Here is a 14,130-nt window from a genome sequence, read left to right as displayed (position 1 = left end):
CCCGGCCGGCGTCCGGGCGGGACGCCCCCGGCCGGAGCCGCCGTCCGGGCCCGTGCCGGTGTGACCAGGGAGCCCTTCACGCGTCGAGAAGGGCCTTCCCCTCACCAGGCGGGGCCGATCTCCTCGGCGACGATCTGGGCGGAGAGGGTCACCATCGGCAGGCCGCCGCCCGGGTGGCTGGATCCGCCGACCAGCCACAGCCCGCGGGCCGCCCCCCGGTTGGGCGGGCGGAGCAGGCCACCGGCCGTGCCGTAGATCGTCCCGCCCGGCGCGCCGGTCGCGGTGTCCAGGTCCGCCGGGGTGCGGATCTCCCGGAACACCAGCCGGTCCCGCACGTCCACGCCACGGGCGGCCAGCACGTCCAGGACGTGGTCCGCGTACGCCTCGGCGAGGCCGGGCCGCCGCCAGTCCACCGCACCGGCGGCGGTGCCGTGCCGGGCGGCGTTGACCAGCACGAACCATGCCTCGTGCCCGGCCGGGCGGACCATCTCGTCGTCGGCGACGGTGACGAAGACCGTCGGGTCGGTCGCGGGGCGGGCCCGGACACCCCGCCCCGGCGCCCCGAAGACCGCGTCGAACTCGGCGTCGTAGTCGCCGGGGAAGAAGACCGTGTGGTGCGCCAGCCCGGAGTCGCCGCGTACGCCGAGCAGCAGCACGAAGCCGGCGAGGCTGCGGTCGGCCAGCCCGGCCAGCCGGCGCGGCGAGGGCAGCAGGTCCCGGTAGACGGTGAGCGCGTCGACGTTGGCCACCACCACGTCGGCGGGGACCGGGGCGGCCTGGTTGGCGAGGCGTACGCCGTGCACCCGCCCGCCCGCCGCGTCGATCCGGGTGACCCGGGCGCCGGTCTGCACGACGACGCCGAGGTCCAGGCAGCGGGTCAGCAGCGCGTCGGCCAGCGTGCCCAGCCCGCCGCGCAGGTACCAGCCGCCGAAGGCCAGCTCGGCGTACGGCACGGCGACCAGCGCGGCCGGCGCCCGGCGGGGGTCGGCGCCGGTGTAGGTGGCGTACCGGTCGAGCAGCATCCGCAGCCGGGGGTCGGACAGGTGCGAGCGGCCCAGCCCGCGCAGGGTGCGGCCCGGCCCGATCGCGGCCAGGTCACCCAACCGCCACGCCAGTGCCGCCAGGTCCCGGGGCGAGTCGACGCGGCGGCGCAGGATGTCCCGCTCCGAGGCCGTCCAGACCCGCTCGGCGCGCCGCCACAGGCGCTGCCAGTCCGCCGCCGCCCGGTCGCCGAAGGCCGCGCCGATCCGGTTGGCGAATGCGGCCGGGTCGGCGCAGGAGTCGAGGGTCGGCCCGCCGTGGGCGAAGACGTGCCGCACGATCGGGTCCAGCGGGACCAGGTCCAGGTACTCGTCGAGCTTCGCGCCGGTGTCCTCGAACAGGTCGTGGAGCACCTGCGGCAGGGTGAGCAGGCTGGGCCCGGTGTCGAAGTGGAACGGGCCGGCCGGGGTGTCGTGCACGTACCGGCCGAGCTTGCCGCCGACCGTGTCGCCCTGCTCGAAGACGGTGACCTCGTGCCCGGTGGTGGCCAACCGGGCGGCGGTCGCGAGGCCACCCACCCCGGCGCCGACGACCACGATCCGCGCCATGCCGCGCCCCCAGACCTAGACGACCGGACGGCCCCGCCAGGTCAGGCGCCGCCGCTTCCGCAGATGGTACGACCGCAGGGTCAGCCAACCGAGGACCGCGACCGACACGGGGTGTGCGAGCGCGTCGGGCCACCACCGGCCGCCGGTCGCCCGCGCGCTGACCACCCGACCGGCGACCCCCAGCAGGTACGCCCCGGCGGCGCCGGCGGCCACCCCCGGCGCGCCGGCGGCCAGCGCGGCCACGGCCACCAGCGGCGGAGCGGTGTAGAGCAGGAGCAGCAGCGCGACCACCGCGCCGGCCGCGACGGGGTGCCCGAACGTGGCCCACAGCGACTTGGTGTAGCCGTCGCGCAGCTGCGGCCAGTCGTCGTACATCCGACAGGTGGCCAGCCGCGAGCCGTCGGCCAGGGCGATCCGGCCGCCGGCCCGCTTGACCGCCCGGGCGAGCTCGACGTCCTCCAGGATCCGGTCGGCCACCGCCGCGTGCCCGCCCGCGGCGGTGTAGCCGGCCCGGTCCACCACCAGGAACTGCCCGCCGGCCGCCGCCAGGGACGGTCGCGCCGAGCGTTCCATCGCGCGCAGCGGCAGGAAGGTCAGCCACAGCCACTGCAGCAGCGGCTGGACCAGCCGGTCGGCCGCCGTCGCCACCACGATCCGGGGGTACGGCGACAGCAGCGTCACGCGCGCGGCGCGCAGTTCGCCGACCGCCGCGGCCACCGCGTCCGGGGCGAGGACCACGTCGGCGTCGACGAACGCCAGCACGGTGGCGGCCGGGTCGGCGCGCGTGGCGAGCTGCCAGCAGGCGTGGGGCTTGCCCAGCCAGCCGGGCGGCGGGGTGGCGCCGTCGAGCAGGGTGACCCGCGGATCGTCAGCGGCGACCGCGCGGACCACGTCGGCGGTGCCGTCGGTCGACCCGTCGTCGAGCACCACGATCCGAAGCCGCGGCACACCGCGCTGGGCCAGCAGCGCGCGCAGGCACGGGGTGACCCGGGCCGCCTCGTCGCGCAGCGGCAGCAGCACGGCCACCGTCTCGGTCACGTCGGCCGGCGCGGCGGCGGGGCGGCGCAGCCACCGGCCGGCGTTGACGGCGGTGTGCGCGGTCAGCACGGCCACCCCCGCCAGCAGCGCCAGCAGGACGCTCACGCCGCCGCCCCGGCACGCCCGCTCCGGCCGGCGCTCCGCCCGCTCATGCCGGCGCGTCCACGCGCGGGCGGGGGTTCCGGTCGGCCGGACCGGGGTGGCGACCTGTGCGGAGCAGCGTCACCGCCAGCGGGACGGCCGTCACCGCCATGCCGGCCGCGCCCCACAGCGCCGAGGCGGGCAGGTCGAGAAAGACGGCGTGGGCCAGCACGCTGGAGGCGTACGTCCACAGGTAGAGCGCGAGCATCGGGTCGTCGCGGCCGTCGGTGGCGGCGACGGCGGGCCCGGCCAGCGGACGCAGTGCGCTCATCAGCAGTACCGCGAAGAGCAGCCAGCCCAGGTAGTTGCTGACCGGGATGCCGGGCAGGCCGGGCAGCGCGGGGGTGGCGTCCCGCCAGACCCAGTAACCCTCGGCGACCATCTGCGGGTCGAGGAAGAGGTCCCAGGTGGCCAGGCCGAGTGCCGCCAGCGCGATCCGTCGGGCGGTTCGCCCGACCCCGGCGCCGCCGGATCCGCGGGTCGGCCCGCCGCCGGTGAGCCGTACCGCCGCCAGCCACGCCGGCCAGGCCATCCAGGTCCAGGCGAGGGGGATGACCAGCGGCACGCCGGCCAGCTTCGGGCCGAGCTGGCCGGAGTAGTCGTAGCTGCCGAACGGGAACCCGGTGGCCACGCCGAGCGCCTCGATGGCGAAGCCGCCCCCGGTGGCCACCGCGACCAGCGCCGCCGCCGCCCGCGGGCCGCGGCTGAGTAGCGCGTGGCCGACCGAGAGCAGGTAGCCCAGCACCACCGTGGCGACGGTGAGCCCGGCCCGGGTCTCCCCGGCGGCCAGCGGGTAACAGATCTGCGCCAGCACCAGCACGGCCAGCAGCGCCCAGGCCGGGCGGGTGGCGCGGGTCGCCGGTGCGGGACCGGTCATGCCGCGGCCGGCGCCGGGGAGGTGGGGGCGGCCAGCGGCAGGTCCCGGCCGAGCACCCCGAACGGGCGTTCGTCGCCGGGGAAGTGGAAGTCGCGCAGGATGTCGACGAAGCCGAAGCGCCGGTACAGCCGCCAGGCGCGGGACCGCTGCTCGTCCGCCTCCGGCGTGGACAGCAGGGTGGTCGTCCCCTCGGCCATGGTGAGCAGCGCGCGCAACTGCCCCGCGCCGAGGCCGTGCCCCTGCGCGGGCGGCCGGACGTGCAGCTCCACGACCTCGAAGCAGTTGCCCAGCCAGCGCTGCCGGGCGGCCGGGTCCAGCGCGCGCCACACCTGGTCGTGCCACCACTGGCCGGCCGCGCCCAGGTAGCCGTAGCCGAAGCCGGCCAGGTGGCCTTCGGTGGTGAGGCTGGCGACGGCGCGGAAGCCGGGCCGCCGGACGTGGGTGGCGATGTAGCCGCGGCGGGCCTCCAGCAGGTCGGTGCGGTACCCCATCGCCTCGCCGTAGACGGCCACCACGTCGTCCAGCCGTCGGACGAGATCCTCCGGTGTCCACCGCACCAGCCTCATGCCGTACCTTCCCTCGTTACCGACTGCGGGGGCCCGCAACCCGGCTCACTCCTCGCGCTCACGCCGTCACCTCGCTCCGCTCGGCGGCGGCGCGAGGCGCCGCGCTGCTGTGCCTGATGGTTCGCTCGCTACGCTCGCTCACGCGGCCCCTCCGCCGTACCCGCGTCGTCCGCGACCCACCCCAGCACCGTGCGGTCACCGACCACGTCGCGCACCGCGAACCGCGCGAAGAGCTCCTCCGCGTACCACCCCTCGGTAGGCGTCCGGATGATCGCGGCCCGGTGCTCCGGGTGACGGTACGCGAACGCGACCAGGTCCGCCGGGTCGCGCCACACGCTGACCGTGCCCTGCCAGCCCAGCGGCGCCTCCCCGACGCCGAACCGGGCGAGCAGGCCGGGCGCGGCGCGCAGCGCGGTCGCCACCGGCGGAACCGCCCGCCAGAAGGTGACCGCCCGGGCGGGGCGCAGCCGGGCCCGGGTCAGCGCGAGCACCGGGCCGTCGGCCCGCCCGCCGGGCGGGTCGCCGAACGGCCGACGGCCGGCCCACTCGCCCCGGCTGGTGAGGGGACGCAGGTCGACCCGGACGGCGGCGCGCGCGAGCCGTGCCCAGGCCCGCCCCACCGGGGAGCCGTCGAAGCCGGCCGCCGCGGCGGGGGAGTCCCACACCGTCAGGGCCGCCCACCGGGTCGGGTCCACGTCACCCGGCCCGAAGCCGGTGCCGGTCCCGGTGCCGAGGAGCTTGGCGAAGCGGACGCCGGGCAGTGCGCGCAGCCGGCGCGTGTCGCGCGCCATCCGGACCAGCGCCCGGGGCAGCCCGCCCCGGGCGGTGCGCCACACGTGCAGGGTGACCAGGTCGGGGACGGGCTCCCCGCGGTCGGCCGGGCTCACGCGGTCGGTCCGTTCGCTCACGCCACCTCGGCCGGCGTGCCGCCGGTCACCCGGAGCAGTTCGGGGTACGTGGTGGGGAAGACCGCCCGGGGGACACCCCCGGCGGCCCAGATCTCGTCGTACGTCTCGAGGGCCGTGTCCACCAGGGTGCGCAGCGGCCGCGGGTGGCCGACCGGGGCGACACCGCCGATCGCCTGCCCGGTGTGTTCGCGGACGAAGTCCGGCGTGGCCCGCCGTAGCCGGGTGACCCCGATCGACGCGGCGAGGCCGGCGGTGTCCACCCGGTGGGCCCCGGAGGTCAGCACGAGCAGCGGTGCGCCGTCGGCCTCGAAGACGAGTGAGTTGGCGATCTGTCCGACCTCGACGCCGAGTGCCTCGGCGGCGGCCGCGGCGGTGTGGACCGCGTCGGGCAGCAGGCGGATGGCGCTCGGCGTGCCGGAGCCGTCGCGGGCGTCCGCACCATCGAGCGCCTCCTGCACCGCCCGTACGTTCGGGTGTGGCTGCATGCCGCCATTCTTCCCGGTACGCCCGGGGCGGGTTCAGCCGGCCACGCTGACGCACCTCCGGCGCGTCACACGTTGCATTTTCGTCGGGGGGAGGGTGTACTGTCAGCAGTAGTTAGAACGAGTGTTCGATTGCCTCGTACGCTCGTTCCAACAGCCCGGAGCGGTGTTTCGCGGCGCCGGTCCGGGCAGGTGCGGCTCCGCGGGCCGCACCAGGGTTCCGGGCAGTCGCGAGCCCGGACCCGTCAGGCAGGAGCGTCGCCCGCCGCCCTCGACCCCCGGGCGGCGGGCGACGAACCCGCCGGTCATGCCGGCCGGGTGTGGTGTGGGGAAGCGTCCACACCCGGCCGGCTCCCACACCGGTGCGTCTTCCTCCGCACCACTCGACCCGGCGGTCCCGCCGGCGGACCGGTTTCCGTCGCGGGGTGCGCGCCTCGGCCACGTGGAGGAGACAGACCCATGCCGACCAATCCGGCTCAGGCACCGACGGTGCCGGCGCACGTGCTGCCGCACCGCACCCCCGCCCAGCTTCTCGCGGTCGCCCGCCAGGGGCTGGCGGAGGCCGCCCGGACCGGTCCGGACGGCCTCCGCTACGCGGCGGCCCACCTGGCCGCCCTCCGCGCCGCCGCGGCCGTGCTCGCCGCGCGCGCCCGCCCCGCGCCGACCCGGCGGAACCGGGTCACCAGCGTCTGGGTCCTGCTCTCCGGCGTCGCCCCCGAGCTGGACGAGTGGGCCCGGTTCTTCGCCGTCGGCGCCAGCAAGCGCGCCGCCGCCGAGGCCGGCATCCCCCGGGTCGTCACCGCCCGGGAGGCCGACGACCTGCTCCGCGCGGCGGAGGAGTTCGTCACGGTGGTGGAGACCGCGCTCGGCGTGGCGCACCAACCGGCACTCGACGGCCTCGCGGCCTGATCCCCGGCACCCGTTCCCGGGGCCCGCGCCGGTCCCCGGGGACGGCCTGCCGGCTCCCGTCGACAACGAGGAGACGGCTCGCGCCGACGCAACGGGAGATCGGCCCGCGCCGCCGCCGAGGGCGCCGGCCCGCGCCGGCTGGTCCGAGGGACAGCAGCCGACCAGCAGCCGACCTGCGCCGGCAGGGCGGAGACGGAGGCCGTCCACCCGGTCCGTTTTGAGCTATCAGCAGCACACCGCACAGCAGCACGACAGGGGGTAGGTCCGATGGCGGGCCGGATGGTGGTCGGTACCGCCGCACTGGCGGGTCTGGTGCGCCCGGCGAGCGCCCCGGATCCGGCGGGCGGTCACCGGGTGCTGCCGGTGGCCCCGGAGCTGACCGGCCTGCTGCCCAACCGCGGGTTGCGCCGTGGTAGCACGATCGCGGTCGCCGCCGGCCAGCCCCGGCCCAGCGGTGCCACCTCCCTGGTCCTGGCGCTGCTCGCCGAGGCGTCCCGGGCCGGCTCGTGGTGCGCCGTGGTCGGGGTGCCGACCTTCGGGGCGGGTGCCGCCGCCGAGCTCGGCATCGCCCTGGACCGGCTCGCCCTGGTGCCGCATCCGGGGCCGGAGTGGGCCACCGTCGTCGCCGCGCTGATCGACGGGGTGGACGTCGTGGTCACCGCGGTGCCGGCCACGGTCTCCGCATCGGTCGCCGACCGGCTGGCCGCCCGGGCCCGGCAGCGGGGCTGTGTCCTCGTCCCGTACGGGCGGTGGAACGGCGCCGACGTGACCCTCCAGGTGGTCCGGGGAGCCTGGGAGGGGCTCGGCGCCGGGCGGGGCCGGCTGCGGCGCCGGGAAGTCACCGTCTCGGCGCGGGGCCGGGGCGCCGCCGCCCGCCCCCGGGAGGTGACGGTCTGGCTGCCCGGTGACGCGCTGACCCGGGTCATCCCCCGCCCGATTCCCGCCGCGCCGGTCGCCTCGGTCACCGGCCGCTCGACCGCCGGTCGGCTCCGCACGGTGCCGGCGGCCTCCGCCGTCGAGCCGGCCCTGCCGGCGCTCACCCTGGTCAGCCCCGCGTGACCGGCACATCCCCGCCCGGGGCGACCGGCGCGTCCCCTCCCGAGGTGACCGGCGTGACCGGCGCGTCCCCTCCCGGGACGGCCGGCGGCTCCGGCACGGTCCGTTCCGGGGCGGCCGGCGGGTCCGCCGCGCCGGTACGCACGCTGGTGCTCTGGTGTCCGGACTGGCCGGTGATCGCCGCCGAGATCGTCGACGGGGTGCCGGCCACCGATCCGGTCGCGGTGCTGCACGCCAACCGGGTGGTCGCCTGCTCGGAGCAGGCCCGGGCGGAGGGGGTCCGCCGGGGGCTGCGCAGGCGGGATGCGCAGGGCCGGTGCCCCCGGCTCACCGTCGTCGACCACGACCCCGCCCGGGACGCCCGGGCGTTCGAGCCGGTGGTGGCCGCGGTCGAGGAGTTGGTGGCCGGCGTCGAGGTGGTCCGCCCCGGCGCGTGCGCGGTGGCGGCCCGGGGGCCGAGCCGCTACCTCGGCGGCGAGGAGGCGGCGGCGGAGCGGATCGTCGAGCACGTCGCCCAGGCCTGCGCGGTGGAGAGTCAGATCGGCATCGCCGACGGGGTCTTCGCCGCGGGGCTGGCCGCCCGCTCCGGCCGGGTCGTCCCGCCGGGCGGGACGCCGCGGTTCCTCGCCGACCTGCCGGTCGAGGCGCTCGGCCGTCCGGCCCTGGCCGACCTGCTGCGCCGGCTCGGTGTGCGTACCCTCGGCGACTTCGCGGCGCTGCCCGCCGGGGACGTGCTGGCCCGGTTCGGTTTCGACGGTGCGCTGGCCCACCGGCTGGCGGCGGGGCGGGACCACCGCCCGCTCGCCGTCCGGCAACCCCCGGCCGACCTGGCGGTCACCGCCGACCAGGACGATCCCCTCGACCGGGTCGACGCGGCGGCCTTCGTCGCCCGGGCGCTGGCCGAGCGGCTGCACGAGCGGCTCGCCGCGCACGGGCTGGCCTGCACCCGGCTCGGCATCGAGGCGGTCACCGCGCACGGCCAGGAGCTGCACCGGGTCTGGCGGCACGACGGTCTGCTCACCGCCACCGCCATCGCCGACCGCGTCCGGTGGCAGCTCGACGGCTGGCTCTCCGGCGGCCGGCCCGGCCGGACCGGTGCCCGCCCGGCCCGGCCGACGGCCGGCATCATCCGGCTGCGGCTGGTCCCCGACGGGGTGATCGCGCAGGGCGCCCTGCAACCGGGCCTGTGGGGGGAGGCCGGCGAGGAGCGGGAGCGGGCGCACCGGGCGCTCAGCCGCGTCCAGGGCATCCTCGGCCCCGAGGCGGTGGTCACGGCGGTGCTCGGCGGCGGGCGGTCCCCGGCCGACCAGGTACGCCTGGTGCCGTGGGGCGACGAACGCCTCCCCGCCCGCCCGGGCCCGCCCCCGCTGCCGGCCCACGCCGGCCCGCTCCCGGCCCACACCGACCCGCTCCCGGCCCGGACGGGTCGGTCGGCGGGCCGGGCGGCGGGCCGGGCGGCGGAGCCGCCGTGGCCGGGTCGGCTCCCACCGCCGGCACCGGCGGTGGTGCTCCCCGAGCCGCTCGCCGCCACCGTGCACGACGCGGCCGGCGAGCCGGTCGTGGTCAGCGCGCGCCTGGCGGTGAGCGCCGCACCGGCCCGGCTGGCCGTCGGGACCGCCCGCCCGGTGGAGATCGTGGGCTGGACCGGGCCGTGGCCGGCCGACGAGCGCTGGTGGGCACCGGCCGAGGCCCGGCGGCGGGCCCGGTTCCAGGTCGGCCTCGCCGACGGCACCGCCCTGCTGCTCACGGTCGAGGGCGGCCGGTGGCTGGTGGAGGCGGTCTATGACTGACCGTCCCCTGTCGAGCTGCCCCGTCCGTGCGACCGCGTCGTCGGCGCGCCCGGCGCGCCCGTACCCGGGGGTGGGGGCGTGAGTTTCCACAACCCGGATCTGCCGTGGTCGGACCTGGAGCGGGTGCTCACCGGCAAGCCGGCCCGAGGGCAACGCCGTACGCCGCGCGGGGAGCGGCACCTGCACGTGGTGGACCCCCTGGCGGTGGACGCCGACGGTGGGGACTCACCGGCCTGGACCCGCAAGCGCCAGCACTACGAGCCGCCACCGCTGGACCGCCCGGACGGTGTGGTGCCGTACGCGGAGCTGCACTCGCACACCAACTTCAGCTTCCTCGACGGCGCCAGCCACCCGGAGGAGCTGGCCGAGGAGGCCGCCCGGCTGGGGCTCACCGCCCTCGCGGTGACCGACCACGACGGCTTCTACGGTGTGGTGCGGTTCGCCGAGGCGGCCCGCGCCCTGCACCTGCCGACGGTCTTCGGCGCGGAACTCTCCCTCGACCTGCCCGGCCCGCAGAACGGCGAACCGGACCCGCTCGGCCGGCACCTGCTGCTGCTCGCCCACGGCCATGAGGGGTACGCGCGGCTGGCCGCCACCATCTCCCGCGCCCAGCTGCGCGGTGGGGAGAAGGGCCGCCCGGTCTACGGGGAGCTGGAGGAGGTCGCCGCCGAGCTGAAAGACCACGTGCTGGTGCTCACCGGCTGCCGCAAGGGGCACGTGCCGGCCGCCCTGCTCACCGAGGGCGTCGACGCGGCGGCCCGGGAGCTGGACCGGCTGACCGCGCTCTTCGGCGCGGAGACGGTGGCGGTGGAGCTGACCGACCACGGCCACCCGGTCGACGCGGACCGCAACGACGCCCTCGCCGAGCTGGCCGCCGCCGCCGGGCTGCCGACGGTGGCGACCAACAACGTGCACTACGCCACCCCCGGGCGGCGCCGGCTGGCCACCACGGTCGCCGCGGTCCAGGCCCGGCGCAGCCTGGACGAGATCGACGGCTGGCTGCCCGCCGCCGGCACCGCCCACCTGCGCAGCGGCGCGGAGATGGCGGCCCGGTTCGCCGCGTACCCGGGAGCCGTGGCCCGGGCCGCCGAGTTCGGTACGGAGCTCGCCTTCGACCTCCAGCTCGTCGCACCGGCGCTGCCGGCGTACCCGGTGCCGCCAGGGCACACCGAGATGAGCTGGCTGCGCCACCTCACCGCGCAGGGCGCGCGGGAGCGGTACGGCCCGCCGGAGGCGCACCCCGAGGCGTACGCGCAGCTGGAGCACGAGCTGAACATGATCGAGGAGCTGGGCTTCCCCGGCTACTTCCTGGTGGTCTACGACATCGTCACGTTCTGCCGCGAGCAGGACATCTACTGCCAGGGCCGGGGGTCGGCGGCCAACTCGGCGGTCTGCTACGCGCTGCGGATCACCAATGTGGACGCCGTGCGGCACCGGCTGCTCTTCGAGCGTTTCCTCGCCCCCGAGCGGGACGGCCCGCCGGACATCGACGTGGACATCGAGTCCGACCGCCGCGAGGAGGTCATCCAGCACGTCTACGCCCGGTACGGCCGGGAGCACACCGCCCAGGTCGCCAACGTCATCTCGTACCGGCCGCGGTCGGCGGTGCGGGACGTGGCGAAGGCGTTCGGGTTCTCGCCCGGGCAGCAGGACGCCTGGAGCAAGCAGATCGACCGCTGGGGTTCGGTCGCCGCGGTCGACGTGGAGGACATCCCCGAGCAGGTGGTCGCGTACGCCAACGAGCTGACTGGTGGCTCGGGGAGGTGGGCGGGGTTCCCCCGGCACCTGGGCATCCACTCCGGCGGCATGGTGATCTGCGACCGGCCGGTGATCGAGGTCTGCCCGGTGGAGTGGGGGCGGATGCCCGGCCGCAGCGTCCTCCAGTGGGACAAGGACGACTGCGCCGCGGTCGGGCTGGTCAAGTTCGACCTGCTCGGCCTCGGCATGCTCTCCGCGCTGCACTACGGCTACGACATGATCGGGATGAGCCTCGACCTGGGGGACATGACCCTGGACGACCCCGAGGTGTACGACATGCTCTGCCGGGCCGACTCGGTCGGGGTGTTCCAGGTGGAGAGTCGCGCCCAGATGGCCACCCTGCCCCGGCTCAAGCCCCGCTGCTTCTACGACCTGGTGGTGGAGGTGGCGCTGATCCGGCCCGGCCCGATCCAGGGCGGCTCGGTGCACCCGTACATCCGGCGCAAGAACGGCCAGGAGCCGGTCACCTTCCCGCACCCGCTGATGCGCAACGCGCTGGAGAAGACCCTCGGCGTGCCGCTGTTCCAGGAGCAGCTGATGCAGCTCGCCATCGACCTGGCCGGGTTCGACGCCGCCGAGGCGGACCAGCTGCGCCGGGCCATGGGGGCCAAGCGGTCGGTGGAGCGGATGGCGCAGATCGCCGACCGGCTCTACGCCGGCATGGCCGAGCGGGGGATCACCGGCGAGCTGGCCGACGACGTCTACCGCAAGCTCACCGCGTTCGCCAGCTACGGCTTCCCGGAGAGCCACGCGATGAGCTTCGCGTACCTGGTCTACGCCAGTTCCTGGCTCAAGCGCTACCACCCCGGTCCGTTCCTGGCCGCGCTGCTCAACGCCCAGCCGATGGGCTTCTACTCGCCGCAGACCCTGGTCGACGACGCGCGCCGGCACGGGGTGGAGGTCCGCCGGCCGGACGTGAACGCGAGCGGCGCGAAGGCCGTCCTGGAATCCACCCCGGACACCCGGTGGGGGAGCCGGCCGGGGGAGCCGCCGCACGCCTGGGGGCTGGGCGGGCCGGCCGTCCGTCTGGGACTGTCGAGCGTGCGTACCCTCGGCGAGGACGTGGCCGAGCGGATCGAGGCCGAACGGGTGGCGCACGGGCCGTACCGGGACATGCCGGACCTGGCCCGGCGCGGGGGTCTCACCGCCGCGCAGCTGGAGGCGCTGGCCACCGCGGACGCCTTCGCGTGCTTCGGCCTGACCCGCCGGGAGGCGCTGTGGGCCGCCGGCGCGGCGGCGCAGGACCGGCCGGGTCGCCTGCCCGGCACGGTGACCGGCACGGCCGCGCCGACCCTGCCCGGGATGGAGGCGGTGGACCGTCTCGTCGCGGACGTGTGGGCGACCGGGCTGTCGCCGGAGAGCCACCCGGCCCGGTTCATCCGCGACCAGCTCGACGCCCTGGGCGCGGTGCCGATCGCCCGGCTCGGCCGGGTGGATCCGGGTCGGCGGATCCGGGTCGGCGGGATCGTCACCCACCGGCAGCGCCCGGCGACCGCGGGCGGGGTCACCTTCCTCAACCTCGAGGACGAGACGGGGATGCTCAACGTCACCTGCTCCCCGGGGCTCTGGCAGCGGTACCGGCGGGTGGCGCGGACCAGCGCCGCGCTGGTGGTCCGGGGGCGGCTGCACCGTCACGAGGGAGTGATCAATCTCACCGCTGACCGGTTGGATCCGATTGATCCCCCGGTCAGCCCCGCCTCACGCGATTTCCGTTGATCAATAAGTGATCCACATTACGGTTTTCCTTCCCGGACGGCGGGAGACTCCTGCCCGCGCGGGCAGGGTGGCCCGCGCGTCACGAGGGGAACGTACCGATGACGGGGTATCGCGCCAACAGCGGTGGAGTCGCCAACGCCCGACGGACCCGGCTGGGTGCCGGCTGGGTGCCCACACACCACACGGAGACCCGCGAGTACGAGGTCACCGACAGGCCCGTCGCCAACTCCGTGCGCTCCCGACACGAGGAGGACACCGCCGCCGGCGGCGAGGCCTGACCGCCCGCGTCCCCGGCCGAGCTGGACCGGGTGACTAGGCTCGTCGGGGTGGAGCACACCCGAGGCCGACTCGCCGGGCCGCCGCTGACCCCCCGTACCGCCGTGATCTGGTCGGTGCTGCGCGCCGAGCTGGACCGCCGCGGTGACACCGAGCTGACCGTCCTCGACGTGGGTGGCGGCACCGGCGGATTCGCCGTGCCGCTGGCCCAGGCCGGGCACCGGGTGACCGTCGTCGACGCCAGTCCCGACGCGCTCGCCGCGCTGACCCGCCGCGCCGCCGAGGCCGGGGTCGCCGATCGGGTACGCGCCGTGCAGGGCGACGGGGACGCGCTCGCCGGGCTGGTCGAGCCGGCCAGTGTGGACCTGGTGCTCTGCCACGCCGTCCTCGAGGTGGTCGACGACCCGGAGCCGGTGGTCGCCGCGCTGGCCGCCGCCCTCCGCCCGGGCGGCGCCGCGAGCGTACTGGTCGCCGGGCGGGCCGCCGCCGTGCTCGGCCGGGCGATGAGCGGGCACCTGGACGTCGCCGCCGCGCTGGCCGCCGAGCCCACCGGCAGCGCCGGGCCACGCGACACCCTGCGCCGCCGCTACGACGCCGAGGGCGCCGCCGCGCTGCTGGCCGCCGCCGGGCTGACGGTGGAGGAGATCCACGGCGTACGCGTCCTCGCCGACCTGCTCCCCGCCGTGGTCGCCGACGGCCAGCCGGCCGCCCTGCTGGAGCTGGAGCGGGCGCTCGCCGCCCGGGCTCCCTGGCGGGACCTCGCCGCGCAGCTGCACCTGTTCGCCCGCCGTCCGGCATGACCGGGCCGCGCGAGCCGGCCGGCGCCGGCCGCTTGCCGGACCCCGGAACGGCCGGCCAGGCGCCCGGTGGTGCGGGCGCGGCGCCGGGTGGTGCGGGCGCGTCCGGTGGTCCCGGACTGGTGTCCGATCGTGCGGGCGCGGCGCCCGGTGCCGGAGCGGCGTCGGGTGCGGCGGGGGGGGGGGGGGCCCCCCCCCCCGCCCCCCCCCCCCCCGGCCCGGCCCCC

Annotated in this window: 12 protein-coding genes; 6 read left to right on the top strand and 6 right to left on the bottom strand. The window is 77.2% G+C overall.

Annotation, left to right across the window (positions count from 1 at the left end; translation table 11 throughout):
* Window positions 1-101: 101 nt before the first annotated feature.
* The 6 genes from HCJ94_RS15935 to HCJ94_RS15910 all read right to left on the bottom strand — a co-directional run bounded on the left by HCJ94_RS15935 (window position 102) and on the right by HCJ94_RS15910 (window position 5,604).
* A complete protein-coding gene (locus HCJ94_RS15935) occupies window positions 102-1,589 on the bottom strand; it encodes a phytoene desaturase family protein (protein ID WP_168001810.1) in 1,488 nt (495 codons plus the stop codon).
* A gap of 15 nt (window positions 1,590-1,604) precedes the next feature.
* Entirely contained in the window at window positions 1,605-2,732 is a 1,128-nt protein-coding gene (locus HCJ94_RS15930; protein WP_168001809.1) for a glycosyltransferase family 2 protein, read from the bottom strand.
* 43 nt (window positions 2,733-2,775) lie between these two features.
* On the bottom strand, window positions 2,776-3,645 hold the full coding sequence (locus tag HCJ94_RS15925; RefSeq protein WP_168001808.1) for a carotenoid biosynthesis protein: 870 nt from the start codon (window positions 3,643-3,645) through the stop codon (window positions 2,776-2,778).
* On the bottom strand, window positions 3,642-4,211 hold the full coding sequence (locus HCJ94_RS15920; protein ID WP_168001807.1) for a GNAT family N-acetyltransferase: 570 nt from the start codon (window positions 4,209-4,211) through the stop codon (window positions 3,642-3,644). The genes HCJ94_RS15925 and HCJ94_RS15920 overlap by 4 nt, the downstream gene beginning before the upstream one ends.
* Window positions 4,212-4,339: 128 nt before the next feature.
* A complete protein-coding gene (locus HCJ94_RS15915; protein ID WP_168001909.1) occupies window positions 4,340-5,098 on the bottom strand; it encodes a monooxygenase in 759 nt (252 codons plus the stop codon).
* 17 nt (window positions 5,099-5,115) lie between these two features.
* On the bottom strand, window positions 5,116-5,604 hold the full coding sequence (locus HCJ94_RS15910; protein WP_168001806.1) for a YbaK/EbsC family protein: 489 nt from the start codon (window positions 5,602-5,604) through the stop codon (window positions 5,116-5,118).
* A 456-nt stretch (window positions 5,605-6,060) separates the two neighbouring features.
* Between HCJ94_RS15910 and HCJ94_RS15905 the strand changes: the two genes are divergently transcribed.
* From HCJ94_RS15905 to HCJ94_RS15880, 6 genes are all read left to right on the top strand, one after another.
* Complete coding sequence (locus tag HCJ94_RS15905; protein WP_155331080.1) at window positions 6,061-6,510, top strand: SAV_6107 family HEPN domain-containing protein; 450 nt, start codon at window positions 6,061-6,063, stop codon at window positions 6,508-6,510.
* A 267-nt stretch (window positions 6,511-6,777) separates the two neighbouring features.
* Window positions 6,778-7,569, top strand: coding sequence for a DnaE2-dependent mutagenesis accessory factor ImuA' (imuA', locus tag HCJ94_RS15900; protein ID WP_168001805.1), 792 nt, complete (start codon window positions 6,778-6,780; stop codon window positions 7,567-7,569).
* Window positions 7,570-7,712: 143 nt separating this feature from the next.
* Window positions 7,713-9,356: a DNA polymerase Y family protein gene (locus tag HCJ94_RS15895; RefSeq protein WP_205801381.1), complete on the top strand. Its 1,644-nt coding sequence runs from the start codon at window positions 7,713-7,715 to the stop codon at window positions 9,354-9,356.
* A gap of 78 nt (window positions 9,357-9,434) precedes the next feature.
* The gene (locus HCJ94_RS15890) at window positions 9,435-12,830 is read left to right on the top strand and encodes an error-prone DNA polymerase (protein WP_168001803.1); all 3,396 of its coding nucleotides are present in this window, start codon (window positions 9,435-9,437) and stop codon (window positions 12,828-12,830) included.
* Between the two features lie 98 nt (window positions 12,831-12,928).
* Window positions 12,929-13,108 carry a hypothetical protein gene (locus HCJ94_RS15885; protein ID WP_168001802.1) on the top strand — a complete coding sequence of 60 codons (180 nt, stop codon included), beginning with the start codon at window positions 12,929-12,931 and terminating at the stop codon, window positions 13,106-13,108.
* A gap of 30 nt (window positions 13,109-13,138) precedes the next feature.
* Window positions 13,139-13,906 carry a methyltransferase domain-containing protein gene (locus HCJ94_RS15880; protein WP_168001801.1) on the top strand — a complete coding sequence of 256 codons (768 nt, stop codon included), beginning with the start codon at window positions 13,139-13,141 and terminating at the stop codon, window positions 13,904-13,906.
* The last annotated feature ends 224 nt before the right edge of the window (window positions 13,907-14,130 follow it).

It is taken from the genome of Micromonospora thermarum (assembly GCF_012034245.1).
Lineage (GTDB): Bacteria > Actinomycetota > Actinomycetes > Mycobacteriales > Micromonosporaceae > Micromonospora > Micromonospora thermarum.
This window is presented reverse-complemented; position numbering and strand designations above follow the sequence as displayed.